This window comes from Enterococcus sp. AMC1251, assembly GCF_058216535.1.
Genome location: NZ_CM177098.1, coordinates 2,000,784 through 2,021,812, shown reverse-complemented (window position 1 = coordinate 2,021,812; position 21,029 = coordinate 2,000,784). Strand labels below are relative to the sequence as shown.

At 31.2% G+C, this 21,029-nt stretch carries 22 protein-coding genes; 21 read left to right on the top strand and 1 reads right to left on the bottom strand.

The window, feature by feature from the left end; translation table 11 throughout:
- The first annotated feature begins 316 nt into the window (after window positions 1-316).
- The 17 genes from AC4BBR_RS09505 (at window position 317) to AC4BBR_RS09425 (ending at window position 15,920) form a co-directional block, all read left to right on the top strand.
- On the top strand, window positions 317-1,702 hold the full coding sequence (locus AC4BBR_RS09505) for an MATE family efflux transporter (RefSeq protein WP_490459337.1): 1,386 nt from the start codon (window positions 317-319) through the stop codon (window positions 1,700-1,702).
- Window positions 1,703-1,917: 215 nt separating this feature from the next.
- Entirely contained in the window at window positions 1,918-2,274 is a 357-nt protein-coding gene (locus AC4BBR_RS09500; RefSeq protein ID WP_490459336.1) for a carboxymuconolactone decarboxylase family protein, read from the top strand.
- Between the two features lie 300 nt (window positions 2,275-2,574).
- Window positions 2,575-3,774 carry a macrolide family glycosyltransferase gene (locus AC4BBR_RS09495; protein ID WP_490459335.1) on the top strand — a complete coding sequence of 400 codons (1,200 nt, stop codon included), beginning with the start codon at window positions 2,575-2,577 and terminating at the stop codon, window positions 3,772-3,774.
- A gap of 33 nt (window positions 3,775-3,807) precedes the next feature.
- A complete protein-coding gene (locus AC4BBR_RS09490) occupies window positions 3,808-4,785 on the top strand; it encodes a tetratricopeptide repeat protein (protein ID WP_490459334.1) in 978 nt (325 codons plus the stop codon).
- Window positions 4,772-5,593: a cyclase family protein gene (locus AC4BBR_RS09485; protein WP_490459333.1), complete on the top strand. Its 822-nt coding sequence runs from the start codon at window positions 4,772-4,774 to the stop codon at window positions 5,591-5,593. The genes AC4BBR_RS09490 and AC4BBR_RS09485 overlap by 14 nt, the downstream gene beginning before the upstream one ends.
- Before the next feature lie 55 nt (window positions 5,594-5,648).
- Window positions 5,649-5,888: an acyl carrier protein gene (locus AC4BBR_RS09480; RefSeq protein ID WP_490459332.1), complete on the top strand. Its 240-nt coding sequence runs from the start codon at window positions 5,649-5,651 to the stop codon at window positions 5,886-5,888.
- Between the two features lie 41 nt (window positions 5,889-5,929).
- Window positions 5,930-6,424: an SRPBCC family protein gene (locus AC4BBR_RS09475; RefSeq protein WP_490459331.1), complete on the top strand. Its 495-nt coding sequence runs from the start codon at window positions 5,930-5,932 to the stop codon at window positions 6,422-6,424.
- A 73-nt stretch (window positions 6,425-6,497) separates the two neighbouring features.
- Window positions 6,498-7,757 carry a beta-ketoacyl-[acyl-carrier-protein] synthase family protein gene (locus AC4BBR_RS09470; protein ID WP_490459330.1) on the top strand — a complete coding sequence of 420 codons (1,260 nt, stop codon included), beginning with the start codon at window positions 6,498-6,500 and terminating at the stop codon, window positions 7,755-7,757.
- A 61-nt stretch (window positions 7,758-7,818) separates the two neighbouring features.
- Window positions 7,819-9,066, top strand: a complete 1,248-nt coding sequence (locus AC4BBR_RS09465) for a beta-ketoacyl-[acyl-carrier-protein] synthase family protein (RefSeq protein ID WP_490459329.1) — start codon at window positions 7,819-7,821, stop codon at window positions 9,064-9,066.
- Window positions 9,067-9,293: 227 nt separating this feature from the next.
- Window positions 9,294-9,722 carry an SRPBCC family protein gene (locus AC4BBR_RS09460; RefSeq protein ID WP_490459328.1) on the top strand — a complete coding sequence of 143 codons (429 nt, stop codon included), beginning with the start codon at window positions 9,294-9,296 and terminating at the stop codon, window positions 9,720-9,722.
- Between the two features lie 78 nt (window positions 9,723-9,800).
- Entirely contained in the window at window positions 9,801-10,475 is a 675-nt protein-coding gene (locus AC4BBR_RS09455) for a 4'-phosphopantetheinyl transferase family protein (RefSeq protein WP_490459327.1), read from the top strand.
- 397 nt (window positions 10,476-10,872) lie between these two features.
- Window positions 10,873-11,319 (top strand): hypothetical protein, encoded by a 447-nt coding sequence (locus AC4BBR_RS09450; protein ID WP_490459326.1) that lies wholly within the window; start codon window positions 10,873-10,875, stop codon window positions 11,317-11,319.
- A gap of 59 nt (window positions 11,320-11,378) precedes the next feature.
- Window positions 11,379-11,783: a sigma-70 family RNA polymerase sigma factor gene (locus AC4BBR_RS09445; RefSeq protein ID WP_490459325.1), complete on the top strand. Its 405-nt coding sequence runs from the start codon at window positions 11,379-11,381 to the stop codon at window positions 11,781-11,783.
- Window positions 11,784-11,867: 84 nt separating this feature from the next.
- Window positions 11,868-12,056 carry a helix-turn-helix domain-containing protein gene (locus tag AC4BBR_RS09440; RefSeq protein WP_490459324.1) on the top strand — a complete coding sequence of 63 codons (189 nt, stop codon included), beginning with the start codon at window positions 11,868-11,870 and terminating at the stop codon, window positions 12,054-12,056.
- 455 nt (window positions 12,057-12,511) lie between these two features.
- Complete coding sequence (locus AC4BBR_RS09435; protein WP_490459323.1) at window positions 12,512-13,723, top strand: DNA cytosine methyltransferase; 1,212 nt, start codon at window positions 12,512-12,514, stop codon at window positions 13,721-13,723.
- A gap of 135 nt (window positions 13,724-13,858) precedes the next feature.
- Complete coding sequence (locus AC4BBR_RS09430) at window positions 13,859-15,463, top strand: hypothetical protein (protein WP_490459322.1); 1,605 nt, start codon at window positions 13,859-13,861, stop codon at window positions 15,461-15,463.
- Window positions 15,464-15,503: 40 nt separating this feature from the next.
- Complete coding sequence (locus tag AC4BBR_RS09425) at window positions 15,504-15,920, top strand: very short patch repair endonuclease (protein ID WP_490459321.1); 417 nt, start codon at window positions 15,504-15,506, stop codon at window positions 15,918-15,920.
- A gap of 336 nt (window positions 15,921-16,256) precedes the next feature.
- On the opposite strand, the gene AC4BBR_RS09420 is transcribed toward AC4BBR_RS09425, so the two are convergent.
- Window positions 16,257-16,343 carry a putative holin-like toxin gene (locus AC4BBR_RS09420; RefSeq protein WP_422851509.1) on the bottom strand — a complete coding sequence of 29 codons (87 nt, stop codon included), beginning with the start codon at window positions 16,341-16,343 and terminating at the stop codon, window positions 16,257-16,259.
- A gap of 566 nt (window positions 16,344-16,909) precedes the next feature.
- Between AC4BBR_RS09420 and AC4BBR_RS09415 the strand changes: the two genes are divergently transcribed.
- From AC4BBR_RS09415 to AC4BBR_RS09400, 4 genes are all read left to right on the top strand, one after another.
- A complete protein-coding gene (locus AC4BBR_RS09415) occupies window positions 16,910-17,173 on the top strand; it encodes a DNA-binding protein (protein WP_490462099.1) in 264 nt (87 codons plus the stop codon).
- Window positions 17,174-17,272: 99 nt separating this feature from the next.
- Window positions 17,273-18,451: a site-specific integrase gene (locus AC4BBR_RS09410; protein ID WP_490459320.1), complete on the top strand. Its 1,179-nt coding sequence runs from the start codon at window positions 17,273-17,275 to the stop codon at window positions 18,449-18,451.
- Window positions 18,452-18,928: 477 nt separating this feature from the next.
- Window positions 18,929-19,588 carry a hypothetical protein gene (locus AC4BBR_RS09405; RefSeq protein WP_490459319.1) on the top strand — a complete coding sequence of 220 codons (660 nt, stop codon included), beginning with the start codon at window positions 18,929-18,931 and terminating at the stop codon, window positions 19,586-19,588.
- Window positions 19,589-19,723: 135 nt separating this feature from the next.
- Complete coding sequence (locus AC4BBR_RS09400) at window positions 19,724-21,028, top strand: hypothetical protein (protein WP_490459318.1); 1,305 nt, start codon at window positions 19,724-19,726, stop codon at window positions 21,026-21,028.
- The last annotated feature ends 1 nt before the right edge of the window (window position 21,029 follow it).

The following is a 21,029-nucleotide window of genomic DNA, read 5'->3' as shown; positions in this document are numbered from 1 at the left end:
GTTGTTAATAATCATTATATATATGAAAAGTGAATAAATAAAATTTCATATCATACAAAGTAAATGTGTTTTATTGAAAAGAGAGCTATAAATTGATCAAAAAATCGAGTTTGGAAGTTAATTTATTCCGTATAAAATTTAAAATCCAAATTAAAAGAAAATATTATTTTGTTTATACTATGTTCACTTTATTAACCTCCTCGTAAAATTCCGGTTTGACATATACTATAAATTATAGTAGTATGGTTTATCTCAGGACACTACTATAATTTATAGTATCATGAAGCAAACTAAAAATCAACGGAGGAGACTGACCATGAAAGAAAAAAATCGTCAAATGAGTATGGGAACTGATCCCATCAACCCCTTGTTATTTAAACTAGGAGTTCCTATTATGTTAGGCATGTTATTTACTGCTTTAGACAATATTGGTGATGCTTATTTTATTGGAAAGCTAGGTGTAAATCAATTATCTGCTATTCTAATATGTGCACCTATTGGGCAAGTAGTAGTTGCTTTAGGCTTGTTATTTGGAAATGGATCAGGTGCCTATATACCAAGGCTATTGGGAGCAAAAGACATAAATAAAGCGAACAGAGTGGCTTCAACCGCATTATATGGAAGCTTGTTAGTTGGTGTGATAGCGACTGTTCTCATCTTTTTAAATCTTGAAAGTATTCTTAGAATGTTAGGAGGAACAGATGACAATATTCAGTTTGCTTTGAAATATGCCAGAGTGTATGTACCATCTTTAATCCTTAACATCTTTATTGTGACAATGAACAGTTTAAATTCAAGTGAAGGTCAGGCCAAATTAGTGTTAATAGTAAACTCTGTGACGGCTGTTTTGAATTTTGTTCTTAATCCTGTTTGTATTTATACGTTCAAAATGGGAATTGTCGGAGCCGCCTATGCTACAGTCATTGCTCAAGGCTTGGCAGCAGTTGTATTAATCCTTAATATGTTATCAAAAAAAAGTGTCTTTAATTTTAAATTATCAAACTTTAGCTTCGATAAGGAAGTCCTTGCTCCAATATTTAAAATTGGTTTTTCCACATTAGCTTTTCAATTTTTAACAAGTCTTTCCATTGCTTTAGTCAATATACAATCAAAGGACTATGGAAGCTCTGTAGTTGCTGGAATGGGTGCAGTAACAAGAGTTATTTCTTTAGGAAGCTTAATGGTGTTTGGATTTATAAAAGGTTTTCAGACAGTAGCAGGTTATAACTATGGGGCAAAAAAATATGATCGTTTGCAAGAGGCAATTAAGACATCTATTACTTGGTCAAGTACATTCTGTATCATATTTGGTCTAAGTATGGTTGTATTTTCTACCGCAATCATTTCTTTGTTTAGCACAGGAAATGCTGAAATGCTTCACATAGGAAAAATTGCGTTGAGAGCAAATGGATTATCATTTATGGTATTTGGCTTCTACACGGTGTATTCCTCACTTCTTTTGGCAACGGGTAAGGTAAAGGAAGGCTTTTTATTAGGGATTTGTAGACAAGGAATTTGCTTCATACCAATTATCTTGATTCTTCCATTCATTTTCGGAACAAATGGGATTATTTACGCACAACCAATTGCTGATGTTATTTCAGCTGTTATTACCGTTTTCATAGCTATGAAACTACGTAAGGAATTAGCAACACTAGAATTGTATTCCAGTAATTCTAGTGGTGAGAATCACTCTGTTTGATAGCAAATGAAAAGAATCACTGATAGAAATATTAATTTAACCAGGTATTAATAATTGGTGGCTAACACAATATGAACCAATGGAGAGTATTAATTTCCTGTCATATTTAGTGATTAGAACATAAAGCTTATGGAGGTGGATTCTATGGGAGCAAAAATGAAGGAGGGGAGAAATTATTTGATTTAAAAAAAGTTATTTGAACTATACTAAGAGGAATGAAAATTGGAAAGGATGATATCGATATGTCTACTGAATATACTGGATTTAAATGCTTTATGGAAGAAACAGATGAACTTGGAAAAGCTTTTATAAATATGGTATTAGAACAAGAAAAATCAAGTGCTTTGGATAAAAAAACGCACGAACTTGCGTACATTGCTGTTTTATCTGCAACTAAAGTAATGGGAGGACTAGTGTATCACGTTCAATCGGCTAAAAAATTGGGAGCGAGCAGAGATGAAGTTAAAAGTGCTGTTTTGGTAGGTTTACCTGCTGTAGGATTAACAATTATTGACCCTTTGGAAGCAGCTTTACAAGCTTTTGATGAAAATGAGAATGGTTTAATGGACTAACAAAAACTATCGGAGTGTAAATATAAGCGGTAAATCTTTATAAAAGGATTTGCGGCTTATATTTTTTTGTGAATCTTCATTTTTAACAAATTAGAAACTAGAAATATCTTGATAATAAAAGACGTATTGTATAATCAAATAATTAGATAAATTTCATATCTTTTTGTCTATCGTAATTTTCTATTTGACAAAGATCACGAAGTATAGTATTGTTACCGATATCAATATAAGTTATAGTACTATAAAGTGAAAGTGTAGCAGGTAAAACAGAAATTAAGCTTTAGAAAGGGTGTGAACTGTATGGCAAAAGTTCTTTTTTTGAATATCCCTTCTCACGGTCATATTAATCCAACTTTAGGATTAGTAGATGAATTGGTAAAAATGGGTGAAGAGGTTGTTTATTTTAGTTCGAATGATTTTAAGGGGAAAATTGAAAAAGTAGGTGCTATATTTAAAAGCTATGGTGAAAAATCCAATTTTTTTGTACCAAAAAATAAGGTTCCAAGTAATTCTATTATTGATGATTTACTTAATCGAATTGATGAGGTTCTTCATTCAGAGGATATTATTCGGTATATATTAAATGAAATTAAAGGGGTAAAATTTGATTATATTATTTATGGTTCAATGTTTCCTTTTGGTAATGTGATTTCTCAAATACTAAAAATTCCTTCTGTGTCATCGTTTGCAGTATTTGCTAAACCAGATGTCTTTATGCTCAATAGTAATAAAAAAGTAATTGAAAATCATAGGGCTATAAATACTTATCGAAATTTATATAAAAAACTTGATGCACTTTATGGTGTGAAAATGCCACCGATGCTAGATTTATTTTTTAATAAGGGAGCTTTGAATATTGTATATACGTCTAAGTATTTTGTTTCTAATAAACTAGATAATTATGATGATAGTTTTGTTTTCATTGGAGCTCCAATTTATGATAGAAAAGAAAACATAGAATTTCCTTATAAAAAATTGCGAGATAAAAAAGTAGTTTATATTTCTCTAGGAACTGTTTTTAATAATACTAGTAATAAACTTTATGAGATATTTTTTGAAACGTTTGCTAATTATGATGGGGTGGTTGTCATGACTGCATATAATTTAGATGCTTCCAAATTTAATGTACCTAATAATTTTATTATCAGTAACTATGTTCCTCAGTCTGAGATACTAAAATATGCTAGTGTCGCTATTACAAATGGAGGAATGAACAGTACTAGCGACTTATTACATCACAAGGTTCCTTTTGTTGCCATTCCCATTGGGGCTGATCAAAATTATATAGCAAAAAGGGTTTCTGAATTAGGTGCAGCGATTTCGTTAGATAAAAATGAGCTTACGGCTGAGTTACTAGCAGCTTCAATTGAATCAGTTTCTAGTAATCCTAAGTATATTTGTAATATAAAAAAAATAAATGATTCATTTATTGAATCTGGTGGATATCCGAAAGCAATTGATGAAATTGTGAGATTGAAAAGAAAGTTTCAAATTTTGTGATTTGTAAAAAATACACAATGTAGGTGAGGTTATATGAAAGCTTATGATAAAGAGTTCTTAAGGGCTCATCAAGAATATGTGAATAAAGATTTTGGAAATGCATTGCTAATTTATGATAGTTTATTTAGTAAAGTATCATGTACAAATCTAAATCTAGACTTTCTTAAAGAATACGCAATTTGTCTCAGAAAAGATTTGAGGTATGAAAAAAGTAAAAAGATAGCTGAGACTATATTGTTAAAAAATCCTGAAGATACAGAAATGCTTCTAAATAATTGTATTTGTTTAGGAAAATTAGATTATCATGCTGAAGCAATTGAATTCTACGAAAAAATTCTAAAAATTGATGATACCTACAATACTGAAATTGGCTATTACGCCTATTTATTAGGAAGAATAGGGAAGTTTGATATGGCAGATTATTACTATAAAGTTGCGATGAAGCTTGAGCCTGAGAATAATTGGTATATCAGTCATTACGCCTATTTTCTTCAAAAGTTAAAAAGATATTCTGAAGCAGAAATATATTACAAAAAAGGCATTGAAAAAGATTCTAATAATAGCTGGTTATTAAAAAGGTATGGCTACTTTATTTGTGAAACTAAAGGGGGAAAATTTGCATATTGTTATTTCCGGGAATTGATAGAGAAGAATGCTTCAAATTATAATCATTATATTAATTTCGCTGAGTTAGCTATTGTTCATGATGAACAAGGCATCGTTTTTAAGCTTTTGAGTAAAGCAGACTCACTTAGTAAACCAAAAGATGTAAGAATTATAGTGCTATTTTATTGGGGAGTTTACTATATTTGCATTAAGGATTTTGAAACAGCTAATAACATGATCAAGCAAATATCTTTAGTACGTCAAATGTATTTTGGCTTTATTCATAGAGATTTTACAGATTTAAGTTTATATATCAAAAATAATTGTAATCGCATACAAAAAGATTTATACCAGGCTATTTTGGAAATAACAACTACGGGAGGTAGAAGAGATGCAATTAATTGATTTGAGTTTTAGTGTTGAAGATAATTTATCTGAACCAATGCCTATTAAGATTAAGACACGCCCCCATTCGGGTGGTTCAAAATTTGGAAGAAAGATAATTTTTATGGGCAAAAAAAATTTAAGAGATAAAGTAAAAGCTGTATATAATTATGTGTCTGGAAAAGAGAGAATAACTAAAGATAGCTTTCCCAATGGAGAATTTATAAATGAACAAACAATATCCCTATCTGTTCATACAGGGACTCATTTAGATGCACCTTCCCATTACGGCACATCGTGTGAAGGAAAAGAGCCTAAAACTATTGATCAAGTACCACTTGAATGGTGTTATGGAAATGGAGTGCTACTGAATTTCAGTACTAAAGGCGCTGGGGAAGAAATAACCAGTGAAGATCTAAAAAAAGAACTTAAAAGAATCAATTACACTCTTGAGAAAAATGACATTGTTTTATTAAAAACAGGTACTGATAAAAAGTGGGGCAAGCCCAATTATTTTTTTGAAGCACCTGGATTGTCAAGAAAAGCAACTAAGTATTTAGTAGAAAATGGTATAAAAGTGATAGGAACTGATTGTTATTCTTTGGACAGACCTTTTATGATGATGGTCAATGAATTCTACAAAACAAAGAACCAAAATTGTTTGTGGCCAGCCCATTTCTATGGAAGAGAAAAGGAGTACTGTCAAATTGAAAGGCTATCTAATCTAGATAAAATACCTACAGATTATGGTTTTAAAGTTTGTTGCTTTCCAGTGAAATTAAAAGGATTGGGTGCTGCTTGGGTAAGAGCAGTTGCAATTGTTGAATAATATTTATTTCTGTCTAAGACAGTGAAAATAAAAAATATAATAATGGAGGTTTTGTATGATGGAAGAAAAAATTTACAAGATTTTGAAGGAACAATTTGATGTGTCTGATAGCCTATCTCTTGGAACGGATTTAATTGATGAAATTGGATTCGAGTCTATCTCCTTAGTAGAATTAGCGGGGATTTTATCAAAAGAAACAGGGATTCGTGTTGAACAGAACCAAGCAATCGATTGGACAACAATTAACTCAATTGTAAATACACTTAAAGAAAATCAAAAATCAGATATAGTGTAATTTAAGTATTATTAAATAATAAATTAAGGAGTTAGATCAATATGGGGTATACAACAAATTCAATCGTTATTGATGAGGAGATAAGTGATGTATTTTTGATTATTAACAATGTTGAAAATTGGACAGAGCTACATGGTTATCAAAGTGCAGAAGTCCTTGAAGAGAAAAGATTAGTTGATGACAAACTTAAACTTGTGCTGAAAATTGTCGGTGATGAAGAAGAGCAAAATGAACAGGGAGAAAAATATTTTGAAACTTGGACGTCCCAAAGAATGATTGATTTTTCAAATTATTCAGCACGAGGTGTTAGATTAGAACCAATATATCCTTTTAAGCATTGGATATTGGATGTTATCTTATCAAAAGAAAAAAATAGTACAAAGATGACTTGGGTTCAAGATTTTACAATGGATGAAAAAACTGGACTTACGGATGAAGAGGTTGAAGCCTTAATTAATGATGGTAGCAAAATGGAATTAAAAAATTTCAAAACGAAAATTGAGACTGGTACAGTCAGTAAGAAATTAAAGTATTAAGATTTTGAAGACTTGCTAGAAATAAATGCCATATGTAATTAAATAACAAATAAAGAGAAGGGAGTTATTTTGGATGAAAAGAGTTGTAGTCACAGGTGTAGGATTAATAACCCCTATTGGTATCGGAAAAGAAGATTTTTGGGAAAATAATAAGTTAGGGAAAACAGGAACTCATTACTTACCTAAGTATGATGAATTTAATTTTAAGTCTAAATCATTTGGATATGTAGATAATTTTGAACCGGAGAAGCTAGGCTGTACATTAAGCGAAGTAAGACGAATGGATAGAATAACACAGTTTGGAGTTGTTTGCTCTGATCAAGCAACTAGGGATGCAGGCATTGATTGGAAAGCTATTGATAAAAGTCGCGTGGGCGTAAATATTGCAAATGCGGTAGCTGGAACTAAATTTATGGATGAAGAGTTTTCTGTTTTAACTAATGGAGGTAAAACAGCCATTAATCCAGAAGATATTTCTCCGTATGCTTATTCTCAATCAATGCCTAATACAACCTCAAATGAAGTAGCCTATCGCTATGGTTTAGAAGGTATCTGCTGTACAACTGCTACTGGTTGTACAGCGGGTATAGATGCAATAGGTTTTGGTTATGATCAGATACGTAGTGGAGAAGTAGACATGATGATTTGTGGTGCAACAGAAGCACCAATAACACCAGTTACAATTGCTGCGTTTGAAGTAATAGGTACTCTTTCAACAAATAATGAGCCACCAGAAAAAGCTTCAAGACCATTTGACAATACAAGAAATGGCTTTGTGTTAGCTGAAGCAGCAGGTGTACTAATATTAGAAGAGCTTGATCACGCGCTAAATAGAGATGCGCACATCTATGGTGAAATTATGGGGTACGGCTCTGTTAATAATGCGATTCACATGACTGGACTTAGGCCAGATGGAGAAGATTTAGCTAGAGCAATTAATATTGCGATAAAAGAATCTAATATTTCTATTGATGAAATTGATTATATTAATGCACATGGAAGTGGAACAAAACAAAACGATATAAATGAAGCAGGGGCATACAAGAAAGTTTTAGGAGAACTAGCATATGATATTCCAATGAGTAGTACAAAATCTATGACAGGGCATCCTTTAGGTGCTGCGAGTGCAGTAGAAGCAATTGTATGTTGCCTAGCGTTAGAAAATAATTTTATTCCACCTACTGCAAACTATTGTGAAAAAGATAATTTGTGCGATTTAGACTATGTACCGAATATCGGAAGAGAAAAAGAGTTGAATGTTGTATTAACCAATGCAAGTGGCTTTTCTGGTCTTCATTCGGCAATGGTTCTAAAAAAGTTAAATACTAAATAATGAAAAGTAAAAATGAGTTGTTATATATCTTTAAAAAATTGGAAGGAGTGATTACATAAATATGGGTAAACGAAGAGTTGTTATAACAGGATTAGGAGTAGTATCTCCAGCTGGAAATGATTTGAATAGCTTTTGGGAATCAATAACAAAAGGTGAGTCTAATATAGATGAAATTACTAAGTTTGATGTATCTAATTCTGATGTGAAAATTGCTGGAGAAGTAAAAAACTTTAATATAAAAGATTATGGATTTCCGTTTATGCTCACTAGGCAGCTAGATGTTTTTACGCATTATGCTTTAGCTGCTACAAAAATGGCTATAGAAGATTCAAAAATCAATTTAGAAAAGGTTGATAGAAATAGAATTGGTATTTTTGTTGGAAACTGTCTAGGTGGCGTTGGGCTTGGGGAAAATGAGTTGTTTCATTTATATCAAAACGGATACAAAAGTGTTAGTCCCTATCAATCTATATCATGGTTTTATACAGCGCCTCAAGGTCAAATATCTATTTATTATAAATTAAAAGGATATAGCAAAACATTTGTTGCGGACAGAATCAGTTCAGATATAGCAATTGGGAGCGCTTATCAGTCTATAAAATTGAATCGAATAGATGCTAGCTTTACTTGTGGGACTGAAGCAGGATTATTTCCTTATGGCTTATCATTATTTTCTAAGAGTGATGTTTTAACTGAACGACATGACAATCCCTCAAGTGCGTATCGCCCCTATGATTTAGGTAGAGACGGAATGGTTCTAGGCGAGGGCTCCGGAGTTTTGCTAATAGAGGAACTAGAGCATGCATTAAATCGAAATGCAAAAATTTATGGTGAAATAGTTGCATTCGGCACTAACTGTGATGGAGTTCATCATAAAAAAGCTGATAACACAGGAGAAAAATATAAAAAATTAATTGAAGATTGTATCTCCAAAGCTCAAATTACTCCAGAAGATATAGATTATATTAATTTAGATGGAGCAGGTTTATGGGCTGAGGATATTATAGAAACAAACGTCCTAAAAGATATCTTTGGTGAGGGGATTAACAATATATCGTTAAGCTGTCCTAAAACTATGTTTGGTAATACGTTTGGAGCAGCAGGGGCAATTGATATGGTTGTAAATTGTTTAACTCTTGAAAATAGTAAAATACCACCAACCATAAATTATGAGAATAAGGATAAAAATTGTGATCTGAATTACACACCAAATGAATCAATAAACAAAGAAGTAAATATTGTTTTACAGATAGCAAGAGGTAGAGGTGGAATAAATAGTGTAATGATTATTAAAAAGTTTAAGAAGTGAGTTTCGGAATAGTAGCTTTTTAATAATTAGGATTTATATTTTATGTGATGATTAAATATGAAAACATCTGTTGTTCTAGTTAAGCTTCAAACTTAAAAATTAATTTAGTAATTATTTTTGAGTGAATTTATGAAATGATTGACAATGAATCAATATTTCAATTCGAATGTGGTTTTATGTTTAACTAGTATGACAGATTAAAATATCTAAAAAAGTGATGTGAGAGTATGCCAAAAATTGAAAAAGAAATATATTTAAATCGTAAGCTAGAGGATGTTTTTGAAGAAATGTCAACGTTTGATTTTATAAATAAAATTAACGCTACTGTTGCGGTTGATACAAAAGTACTTTTTCAAAACGAAAGGATTATTAGATATATTATTAGTGTGAAAAATATTGGTAGCTGGGAGTCAGAAAGAATATTGTTCCCTGAAAAAAATCTTATTATAACAAACCGCCGAACACCACTAGCTCCATTCAAATATATGGTAGTGATTTATAATTTAAAAAAACATACTCAGGGCACTTGTCTTCAATATATAGAAGAATTTGAAATTGAAGACGAAAGCTCGTATCTTGAGGGAAAAATACTGGAGAATATTTTAGAAAAAGTTGAGCCGATTTTAGAAAAAATGAAAGACTATTTTAATCAGTAATTAGAATAAGTGTATATCATTTTTTTAGAGTTAGCTGCAGCCGTTTCAAGTATTATCGGAGTAGGTGAGGACTTTATATTGAATATATATTATGTGAATATTGATGAGGTTGATGTTAATTTACTGATTAATAATTTAAGTGAGCTTATTCCTCTTGATAGAAGAGAAAAAATTCAACAGTCAAAAAATGATAATGATAAAAAGAAAAGTGTGGTATCGGAATTATTAGTAAATTATGGATTAATAGTTGATTTCCTAATTCCAAAGAATAATATCAGAATTTATAAAACAATTTATGGCAAACCTTATTTAAAGAGCGGTGATAGCTTCTTTAATATTTCTCATTCTGGAAAATATGTGATTTGTGCAATTAGTGATAATGAAGTAGGTATAGATATTGAAAAGTATGGAAGAGAACGTGAAAGTGTAATTCAATACTTCCATCCTAAAGAGATAGATGAGCTTGGCAACATAAGGAAAGAAATAAAGAACCGATTTTTTTATCAATTATGGTGTTTCAAGGAAAGCTATATTAAATATTCAGGATTAGGACTTTCTATTAGGTTATCTTCTTTTTATATAGAATCAAGCGGAGGAGAATACGAAGTAATAAGGAATCATGAGAAAATAGCTTGTAAAATAGAATCGCTCAATATTGATTTAAAGTATGCTTGCTCAGTTTGTTATAAATGTGAAGCCATAGATAAAATAACTCAAATTCATACCAACGATCTTTTGGGATTAAAAAACTAGTATAATAATTCACACTTTTAGTTATATGTATTACAGTACTAAAACTGAAAAATTATTAGGAGGATGAGGATATGAAAAAAATAGCAATTGCATTAATTTTTATAGGAATAATCGCTCATAAAGTAAAGAAATTCAACTCAAAGTCTAATTACGATAGGTGGATAAAATTGAGTTAAAGTTCTGCAGATTTAGTCGTATATATTTTGAAAAATTTCATACTTTATTAATAAAAATTAAATAGTAAGATACCGCATGTATGACAAATTATCTAGAGAGTGTAAATTTGTCATACTTTTTAGTTTCAGTTTTTTAACATTTATTTGATTTTCAAATAATTCTTAAATTCTGTGTCTTTTCAGTCACTTGTTTTGTTGGTAATAAGTGAAAGGAGAAAATAATGGATAAATTTAATGAAAAAGAATTGATTTACCAGCAAATGAATTTATTGATGGAAGAAAGGAGGAAACTAACAAAGGTATACAATGATCTTAAAGATCGATTAAGTAATCTAGATATTGAGCAAGATGTAGATCATTCGGTAAAAAAGAATCTTTCAAAAATACCAAAGTCTGAAATTGAAAACCAAAAGTATCTACTAGCAAAAAAAGAAGGAATAAAACAAAATCAGTCCTACCAAAAAATTAGCCTCACTATTGCTTCAATATTGAAAGAAGCAGGTGTCCCACTATCAAATAAAGAGATTTATAGGATTTTAACAGAAGAACATCAGTTAACGATATCCTATCCTAATCTTACAAGTAATATCCTAACTAGAATAAAAAGAGATTCTTCCATTCACATTGAACGTGCTTACCGCGGTTATTGGCAATACCGCTTAACATAAATTTGATAGAATTATCCATTATACACATCTCCTTTTGAAAATAATGATTTCAATTTTGAATGAGCCAAAATGATGAACGAGTTAATGCACAACTAACCAAGTATTTTGAAAAAGTCATTCGTCATACAGCTATTAATTACTATAAGAAAAAGTCACTCTGTCTTGAAAATGAAATTCTTGAAGAGGATGCCACTATTATAGAATTGATGAAGGAAGATACATTAAAGGAAATTGATAATTCTAATCATCTATCGACTAACCTTCCTTTTGATATTGAAAATGAAAAGCTAAATCAAACTATAGTTAATTTAACAGCTAGAGAAAAACTCTTTTTGTTGGAAAAATTTGTGCATGAAAAAACAGATCGTCAAATTGGTGAAGTCCTGCATATTTCTAGACAAGGTGTTACAAATTTAAAGCATCGTTTGTATCAAAAATTAAGAAGGTCTCTTAAAAGCAACTAATGCTAAAATAATATATGCTGATCGTTCTCCGCCTTTCCTTTGTTTTTAGAAAATTGATAAGTTCAAACAAAGGAAGGGGTCTTTATGAAAAGCTTAAGCCAATTATTTATACTAGCAAAAAGTGGAAGTGAGCAAGCGATCGAAGAGTTAATTCTTAGATTCCAGCCACTGATGAATAAGATGGCATGGAAGAGTGGAGAATATCATGAGGATTGCTATCAGGAATGTGTGTTGGCTTTTGTGATTGCAATTGGGAAATTTAAAATTCGGTGATATGGAGAGTTGAGGTATAAATTGCCTCACTCTTTTTTTCTTTAAGTTAAAGGTTGAAATTTGTTATAATTAAAAGTGAAAATAAATAAAGTGTGGTGGAAAAAATTAAGTATGAAAAAACGCTTAAGATAGAATTACTAATTGTTAAGATAGGTTGTCAATCACCGAAGTGATAGACAACGTAAAAAATATTTGTTTTGTGTATACAAAGACTATTGTTAATTAGAAGACATAAGTGTTGTATAAATAATTCTTATATAAATTGTATGGATGTACACATCCCTTAGTACTTTTCTAAGAGTTGTTATAGTAAAAAAATATTGAATAGAATCTATTTTATTATCTACCCTATCTTTTATAAAAAATCGGATATTTAAAAGTTCAGGGCTGCAAAATACGAACAAATGTGCTACAATAACATAGCTAGAAAAAAATAAGAAAAGAGTGTGTGATGCATGACAAAATCTGTAAGTTCTTCAACTGAGAATGAGCGAACTATTGCTGCGTTTTTCTCTGGTGTAGGAGGAATTGAGCTGGGTTTTAAAAATACTGGCAAGTTCAGAGTGGTATATGCAAATGAATTTGATAAGAATGCTGGGATAACTTATCAAGAAAATCATCCAGAAATTCCACTAGATGAACGCGATATTCATCAAGTTACAAAGGATATTTCAAAAGTTCCAGATACAAATTTAGTTATAGGAGGTTTTCCTTGTCAGGCTTTTTCAATTGCTGGTTATCGTAAAGGCTTTGAAGATGAGCGGGGGGACTTGTTTTTCGAGTTATTAAAAATTGTTAATGCCAAGAAACCAGAAGTTATTTTCGTAGAGAACGTAAAAAACATGGTGACCCATGATCATGGAAATACTTTCAAAGTTATACGTGAAGCTTTGGTTATGAGTAATTATTTCATAAAATGGAAAGTACTAAATGGTAAAGATTATGGAAATGTTCCTCAAAATCGTGAACGTATTTATATTGTCGGATTTCGATCAAAAAAAGCGTATGAAGCATTCGATTTTCCAGAAAAAATTGAATTAACTAATGGATTGGAAACAGTGATTGATTTTGGTTTAATTGCAGAGGACAGATATTACTATGATGAATCAAAAACGCCATTTTGGGATAAGCTTCAACCATATATTAATTCACAAGAAACGGTCTATCAATGGAGAAGACAGTACGTTCGTGAGAATAAATCAGGTGTTGTTCCAACTTTAACTGCTAATATGGGGACTGGTGGGCACAATGTTCCTTTGATATTAACAAATGATGGACGTATACGTAAACTAACTCCTAAAGAAACATTTAATGTACAGGGGTTTCCGAGTAGTTTCAAATTACCAGAGATTTCAAATGGACAATTGTATAAACAAGCTGGTAATAGTGTTGTTGTTCCAGTAATAGAACGTATTGCTGAAAAAATAAATGAAGCTTTAGAAAAAGATTTTGATAGTGATTATGATATCCCAGAAGGTAAATATTCTATTATGCATACCACGATGGATGGACGTTTTAGCGGTCAATCTGAGCTTGTTTCAACTGTTGACAGTAAAGAAGAGCTTGAACAGTTTGAAAAAGAGCATAATATTCAGTTTATGAGTCATCCAGAGTATATTCGAAACGTACAAAAAAATAGAAAAATGGATTTTTATAATTTTGAATAATAGAAATCAAACGATAATTTAAATATATCTAAAAAGTGTATTTAAATTAGTGAGGAACTGACTTATTGACAATGAGTCAGTTTTTTTATGCTATACTAGAGGTAGAAAAAAGATTAAAGTAGGTGGAATTTTAATATGTGGAGTGAATTAGAAGTTCATAAGAAAGAAAAATATAGATCTCTTATGATAAATTTTGCTAGTTTAAGTGAAGCTTTTTCTCAAAAAGTAGAAAGTGAAAAAACTTTAGAAATTTCTGAATCTGTTGCCCCAATTGTAAACTCAAAATTTCAAGAAACTGCTTTTCAACGAGCTTTTGGAGCGATTGGCGAAGATATAGCCAACACAAGTTATGATGCATCTTTAAAAATTGATGAAACTCACAAATATTTAGTTGGAATAAAATCTTTTGGGATTCATTCAGGAGATCAAAAAATAGCTCAATTTAAAGCAAGCAGTGTTGCAGATGGTTGGAGCATTATTTTAGGGAAAGCAAGAGAAAATGCGGAGGCATCGGGAGATAAAAGTTTAGCAGATCAAAAAAATGAACCTTTATATCGAGATGTAGCAATGAGAATTGCCAAGTTGCGTAATGAGCGTATCGCTTCTTCTAAAGAGTTGATTAAAGGGTTTGATGCATCTGATACTGTTGTTGAAGCTGTTTATCATGTACTTATGCCATCAAAAAAAGGTGAAGATCCGAAAATTTATGTGGGAGAAACAGATTATCTTCCTATTGATATTGAAAATATTGAAATACTTGGATCAACAGCTTTACGAAATTCAACTAATTTTAAATTTACTGATGGGCAACATACTTATAAATATGCTGATGCTGATTCTCAGTTGTTTATGAATTTTCATAATAAAGAAATTATTGTTGACACTTGGCAAGTTGAATATGTTGCAGATGCATTTTCTTTTTTTGAAAATTTGGATACAGGAAGTTCAAAATTATCAAAAGGACTGCAAATTGCAGAATCTTTTTCTTGGATGATTGCTAACAAAAATGGTGATGTGGAAGAAAGTTCTGGATATAATGGATTTGATGGGGGAACAAAATTATCAAAAGCTGATAATAATCGTGAGAAACGAATAAGTTCGTTTAAAATGAAATACAGAAATGAAATTTCTGAGTCTGATATGAATTTTATTATTACTCATTTACAAGACATACTGTTAAAAGCATATCCTACCAAAGAAGACAAAAAGAAAATGAAGCAGATTAGATCTGAACTAAAAGATAAATTATTTGTAATTAATAATGACAAAATAAAGAAAGATATTTTTGCACTAGTATATCGTCCTGTTAGTGAAATGTATATTCCGATTCCTGAATCTAGAAAATTTCATGATAGTAATCCTAATTTCTTTGGAAAAGATGTCGGAACCTTTAAAAAAGGAACGAAAAAACTTGCTCTTGATAAAGTGGAGCGAACATTCGAACTGGAATTTTTACCAAGCGGGAATGTAATTACTGCTTATATTAATCAAGACGATGGAAAAAGTATCCAATCTATAAACAAACAAGGTATTTTGGGTGAGTGGATTTTAAGAGGGGTGTTCCAATTGGACGAATATGAACCTCTTACAGGAGAACGTTTAAATGAATTGGGAATTAATGCTGTTCGTTTAATGAAGTTCGATAATGATAGTCGAAGAATAGGGTTAGAATTTATATGGATTGATATCGACAATCCACCTGAAGATGCTATAGGTTGGGTTAGTAGCAATAAAAAGTAATACTTATGAATAGTGGGTTCTTTTTAAAGGAGTTTTTACTATGGGGGAAACAAAAGAATATAGATCAAAAATGATGTCTAAAATTAAATCAACGGGTGGAAAAGCAGAAACACTTTTAGCTAAAAAATTATGGCATGATGGCATTCGTTATTTTAGGAATTATAAGAAATTACCTGGAAAACCTGATATTGCAATTACAAAATATAAAATAGCAATATTTATTGATGGAGAGTTTTGGCATGGATATGATTGGGAAAATCAAAAAATAAAGCGTATTCATTCGAATCGAGAATATTGGATTCCAAAAATAGAAAAAAATATTGAACGAGATAAAAAAATAAATCAAGAATTAAAAGATATGGGATGGACAGTTATTAGATTTTGGGAAAAACATGATATATGGAAAAATTTGGATAAATGTGTAGAAAATATTAAAGATGAAATTGCAAAAAAATGAAAAATAGAAATTACTATTGCTTTAATCATTATTTATTCAACACTAAACTTAAATTTAACATCTGAGAGAAGTATAGAGATTGTGGTGACATTCATAGGGAAAAATAATTAGTAGATGATACTAAAATTGGTGATAGATTTAAATTTTCTTGTCAGATTACATTTTGAATACAAATTGCTATTTTTCCAACATGACAACCAACCAAAACCATGCTATAATAACCATGAAAAAGAGACATGCGCAAACATGTCTCTCGTGTAGAACCGTTCAAAAGACGGTGGCTATAATTTTTGTGGATTTAACCATCTAATTACTTGCCAAAGTGGAATTAGATGGTTATTTTTTTGGTTTGTTTTTGTCGATTATCAACACAACTAAAGTTGCAAAAGCAAGCATTAGCGTAAGTGCTTCAAACACTGACATTGCTTATTCCTTTCTAGGGATAAAGCCAAGAACCATAGGCAATCACCCCTTTTTCAAGAGATTTAGCCACCATCTTTCTCACTTCTCTACGTGATTAATATACACCATAGAAATGACATTATCTACTAAAAATTAACGGAAAGACTGAAATAAATGTAGAAAAATTCTACGAAAGTTTTAGTCTTTTTTGTGTCCTTTTCTCCATTATTTTTGTTGGTAATAGGTATAAGAATAAAACTTGTACCTTGACAACCCAATAAAATCTATCAGTAACATTCCCTTTGCATGGAGCACAACATTAAGAAGCGCCATAACCAGTAATTTCAAACTGCTGCAAGCGATCATCTTCTTAATTAAATTGAAACTAGTCCTTTCAAGCCACGATATGCAAAGTACATAATGATACTTCTGTAAAGCTCGCCATAAACTGGGGAGAGGTGAAAATCCTATGCTGTTTGGTGACTCAAACAACTGATAGATGAAACAAGGGAAGAAAAGGGAGGGAGAAGATGCAAGAAGATATTTGTTTTCCAGAAACTCCAAAGCAAAGTAAAACACTAAATACAATGATTGATAAAAAATTAGATCAAGTTCTAGATGAACTTTCTAAAATACAACATTCCTTACCACTTGTTTTAACCAATGATGACCTAAAGAGAGAATTTCAAATTAGCGACAGCACATTAAATCGATTAATCAGACTAGCAGAGTTCCCAAACTGTTGGTACGGCATTAGAGGTCATTACGCCAAAGATGAAGTGCTAAATTGGTTCAGAAATCATGATTATGAAGAGTACAGAGATCGAATGCACAATTTAAGAATGTCTTGAAAATATGTATTTTGGGGTGAATATGCTTTATAATAGAGGTACTCGAAAGCAATCTATTAACACATGTTCATCCTCCTTCTTGAAAGAGAGGGATTAAGTTTGGAGATAGTTGATAGATATAAGCAGCATGTGAATCAAGCAGGAGAAATCACTTGGTATTTTCAAGCATTCAGAACAACACGTAGAGGCTTTAAAACAAAACGCGAAGCGCAATTGGCTTATCTTGAAATGGAGAAAAAACACCAGACATATAAGAAACTGACTGGTAGTAATGAATTATTTCGAGAGGTAGCTGAAAAATGGTTTGTTTATTATCAATCATTGAAGGAACAAAAAGAAAGTACGTATGAGAAAAGACATGAATCTGTAAAAACTCTTTCTAGATGGATTGGCGATAAGAAAATGATCAGTCTTAATTCAGATTTTTTAGAAGAACTATTTTTCACTTTGAAAGAGAAGGGCATAGACGGTTTATCGAAAGGCTATTCTAAAAATTCATTAGAAAGTTTTCGTCAAACCTTAAATATGATCTTCAATTATTGTCTAAAGAATAATGTATTAAGCGACAATCCCTTGGAATCTGTTAGACGTCCAAAATATCAACAAACAGTTCAGCAATTAAAGGACTCTTTAGCAAGATTGGATCAAAAGTATTTGACGTTTGATGAGCTAAGATCATTGCTTAATTACAGTATTGTTCATGAAGACCTACCACTTTCAACTTTGTATCATGTTTTGTTTTATACAGGCTGTCGCGTAAGTGAAGCTTTAGCCTTACAACCAGAAGATATTGATTTTAACAATAATGAGCTTCTTTTTTACAAGCAGACAACTGTAAAAGGAAAGCAAGTTAATTTTAAAATCGATACAACTAAAAGTGTAAGCTCAGCACGACGAGTGGTTGTAACGCCATTAGTGATGGAAAAGTTAAAAGCTTTAATGGAAATGCTAGATGATGTTCGGAAGCAGTTTAAATTTAAAGTGGAAGAAAAGTATTTATTTGTTTATCTAGAGCCACACAAGCGAGGTGTTCCATTTAGACGAGAGTATGTCAATCATCATATCAAACAATGTGTTGAGCAATGTGGAATAAAGAAACCGTTCCACACTCACTTGGCTCGCCATACAATGGCAAGTTTAGTCGCTGGGCACTGTGATTGGGAGGTATTGAAGGCTCGCTTAGGTCATACCGATAAAACAACCTCTGAAATTTATCGACACTTAACATCAGAAGAAAGATTAAAACCACTAGAAGCTTTTCAAATTTTGGAAAGCTGACTACACGTTTTGGATAATTTCACAGTGAAAAGCTTGGAATTATCACTTACTTTTTAATGGCTGTAGTCAGAGTGGTAGTCAATTTAATAAAAAATTCAATGATATCAATAGATAGCGTACTTTTAGCACGAAGTAAAGAAATTAGACGCTAAGAGAAAATTAAGATGTAACGAATTGTCTAACGTGTGAAACCCCTTGATATCAAGGGTTTTTTTGTTGTCTTAAATGTTCTGAAATGAAAAAAAACATCTGAGATTGCCCTCAATTTTTTCGTTTTGACTACTTAGGACGTCAAAAAATCCTGTTTTCTGCCTAAACTATTGACTACAAAAGTGATTCGTAAAATACCAATTATTCAACCGAATTTTGCAAATAAAAGAATTTGCTTGCTAAAACGCTGAATATTACCAATGCACCCTTCACATTGCAAAAATGGATACATTTTACTGGTTTAATAAAAAGTTAGGAGTGGAAATAATGAAAACTAATGATAAGAGAATCGTTTGGAAGGAAAAAAACGATCTAGAATTGATGTCAATTATTAGTCGTATTCTTGATAAGGAAAATATTTTTACAAGCAGACAATACCAAGATTATAAGAAAAAGCATTCTCAAGCAGTTCCAAGTCTCTGGTTCATTCGGGAGCGATTTAGTTCTTGGGAGGGACTGCTTTATAAATTAGGAAAGCCAACTTACAATAAGGAACAATGGTATCGGTATTCTGATGAGGAATTAAAGACTCTTGTTACAACTTTTATCTCTGAAAAAAAGATAAAATCCCAACATCAATATGAAAAAATTAGTGGGAAAAATAAGATGCCTAGTCTCTATACTTTACGAATGAGGTTTGGAGAAAGAGTTAGAGCCTTTTTTAAGAATAAGGAATCTCACGTAATACAAGAAACAAACTTTGAATTATTAACGAAGCTAAAATCAGAAATCATTCGATTGAATTTAGAATCTGATTTGTCTATGACCAAGTTTAATGAGCTATATGATGACAATGCGTTACCTTCTGTTTTTACAATTATGCGTAAAACTGACAAAACATGGGAGCAGTTGATGGCTGAAATTGGATATGATTATCGAGAGATTAAAATGAGGAAGATCAAGAAAAATTTAAAAAACAATAACTAGTGATAGTATAATTGAATGTATGTTTTGACCATTATTCTAAGAGCCAGATTTTTCCATAAAAAAATCTGGCTCTTTTTTTGTTTCAAAAGGATAAAAACGTCAATGAAATAAAGTTTAGAAGAAAGAAGGTGTACAGTGAATGTTTCTTTAGAAGAACTAGATGGAAAAATAAAAAAATTTACTAAGGAATATGCCACATTAGTAGAAAAAGAAGGAGCACTATATCAAAAATGGAATCAACTACATGATAATTTTTTTAGACGAATTTTTCAACACAACCAATTAAAACAGCTTGAAGCAGAAATTAAACGAGTATTGGAAAAGCAGGAAGATAACTTTTTTGAAATTAAAATGGTTGAACAAGACATTGAAAGTTTAAAAGCAGAAGAAAAGCTTAATGCTACTATTCACCAAGCGACAGAAATACTGTTTGAGAAGGGCTTATATTTAAGTGAAGAAATTTATTCGCCTGAGAAAATAAGAAGTGTTGATTTTGTAAAACTTGAAATAGATGAACGTGCTGAAAAAACTTATAATCACATTCCAAGTGTGTTAGAGATTATTCATTTTGCCGAGGATCACGGACTAATCACTAAAATTGATAGTACAGAAAAACGGAAGCTTTGCAGGGAGCTGAACAAGATAGATTTTGGCGTAGATGAAGAACCCTATTCATATGCTAATGTAGTTTACAGTTTATTTGAGCGTAATAATGAACCATTTGTATATGTTTACGATGATAGAGATATGCCCTATGAAATTTTAACATATGATAGCTTTGAAGATAAATGGAAAGGAGAAAGCTACCCATTTGTGGTTGATAATCCTTGTGACTCAATTCTATTTAAGTATTCAGGTGATACATTAACAACAACTGACAAACTAGAAGAGATTTATTCTGAATTAGTTTTAAATGTTAAGTTAACTAAGTTTGCAAAAAAATTAGAAAAAGATCTTCTGAGATTGAGTGAAGGATTTAACAATAATGAAGCAACAAATGAAATAGTTTGGTCAATACTTGAAAAAATGAACCCGATACAAATTGATTATTTGACCAATAAATACAATGAAATGAATTTGAACTTGGAAATAGATGCCAGTGCTATGTCAATTGAAGAGAACAGGGCATTGGAGGAATACTTTGAAAGTCAGTTACAATCAACTATCTCATTTATTGAGGATACGGAAACTGCCTACACAAGGAATGAAGAATTAGGTGACATTCTTACAGATGTAGAGAATCAGTTAGTATTAAATATAAAAAAAATGAGTAAAGAAGAACGTAAAAAGGCTGACATGATTTTTATGGGATTGCCTTATGAGGAATTTTATGCAGCTATTAAGTACATGGATGGAGTGGGGAAACAAATAGAAATAACACACGAAGATGGAAAAGATATGCAGTATAATAGTCAACTCAATTTTGAACAAGACATATAGA

Excerpts from the sequence above, each read along its gene's own strand:
- AC4BBR_RS09470 (WP_490459330.1), top strand. The coding sequence starts at position 6,498 with ATGAAAAGAGTTGTAGTCACAGGTGTAGGATTAATAACCCCTATTGGT.
- AC4BBR_RS09490 (WP_490459334.1), top strand. The coding sequence starts at position 3,808 with ATGAAAGCTTATGATAAAGAGTTCTTAAGGGCTCATCAAGAATATGTG.
- AC4BBR_RS09500 (WP_490459336.1), top strand. The coding sequence starts at position 1,918 with ATGAAAATTGGAAAGGATGATATCGATATGTCTACTGAATATACTGGA.
- AC4BBR_RS09425 (WP_490459321.1), top strand. The coding sequence starts at position 15,504 with ATGGGGGAAACAAAAGAATATAGATCAAAAATGATGTCTAAAATTAAA.
- AC4BBR_RS09405 (WP_490459319.1), top strand. The coding sequence starts at position 18,929 with ATGAAAACTAATGATAAGAGAATCGTTTGGAAGGAAAAAAACGATCTA.
- AC4BBR_RS09505 (WP_490459337.1), top strand. The coding sequence starts at position 317 with ATGAAAGAAAAAAATCGTCAAATGAGTATGGGAACTGATCCCATCAAC.
- AC4BBR_RS09485 (WP_490459333.1), top strand. The coding sequence starts at position 4,772 with ATGCAATTAATTGATTTGAGTTTTAGTGTTGAAGATAATTTATCTGAA.
- AC4BBR_RS09445 (WP_490459325.1), top strand. The coding sequence starts at position 11,379 with ATGAGCCAAAATGATGAACGAGTTAATGCACAACTAACCAAGTATTTT.
- AC4BBR_RS09430 (WP_490459322.1), top strand. The coding sequence starts at position 13,859 with ATGTGGAGTGAATTAGAAGTTCATAAGAAAGAAAAATATAGATCTCTT.
- AC4BBR_RS09440 (WP_490459324.1), top strand. The coding sequence starts at position 11,868 with ATGAAAAGCTTAAGCCAATTATTTATACTAGCAAAAAGTGGAAGTGAG.
- AC4BBR_RS09495 (WP_490459335.1), top strand. The coding sequence starts at position 2,575 with ATGGCAAAAGTTCTTTTTTTGAATATCCCTTCTCACGGTCATATTAAT.
- AC4BBR_RS09465 (WP_490459329.1), top strand. The coding sequence starts at position 7,819 with ATGGGTAAACGAAGAGTTGTTATAACAGGATTAGGAGTAGTATCTCCA.
- AC4BBR_RS09475 (WP_490459331.1), top strand. The coding sequence starts at position 5,930 with ATGGGGTATACAACAAATTCAATCGTTATTGATGAGGAGATAAGTGAT.
- AC4BBR_RS09420 (WP_422851509.1), bottom strand. The coding sequence starts at position 16,343 with ATGTCAGTGTTTGAAGCACTTACGCTAATGCTTGCTTTTGCAACTTTA.
- AC4BBR_RS09415 (WP_490462099.1), top strand. The coding sequence starts at position 16,910 with ATGATTGATAAAAAATTAGATCAAGTTCTAGATGAACTTTCTAAAATA.
- AC4BBR_RS09435 (WP_490459323.1), top strand. The coding sequence starts at position 12,512 with ATGACAAAATCTGTAAGTTCTTCAACTGAGAATGAGCGAACTATTGCT.
- AC4BBR_RS09450 (WP_490459326.1), top strand. The coding sequence starts at position 10,873 with ATGGATAAATTTAATGAAAAAGAATTGATTTACCAGCAAATGAATTTA.
- AC4BBR_RS09480 (WP_490459332.1), top strand. The coding sequence starts at position 5,649 with ATGATGGAAGAAAAAATTTACAAGATTTTGAAGGAACAATTTGATGTG.
- AC4BBR_RS09460 (WP_490459328.1), top strand. The coding sequence starts at position 9,294 with ATGCCAAAAATTGAAAAAGAAATATATTTAAATCGTAAGCTAGAGGAT.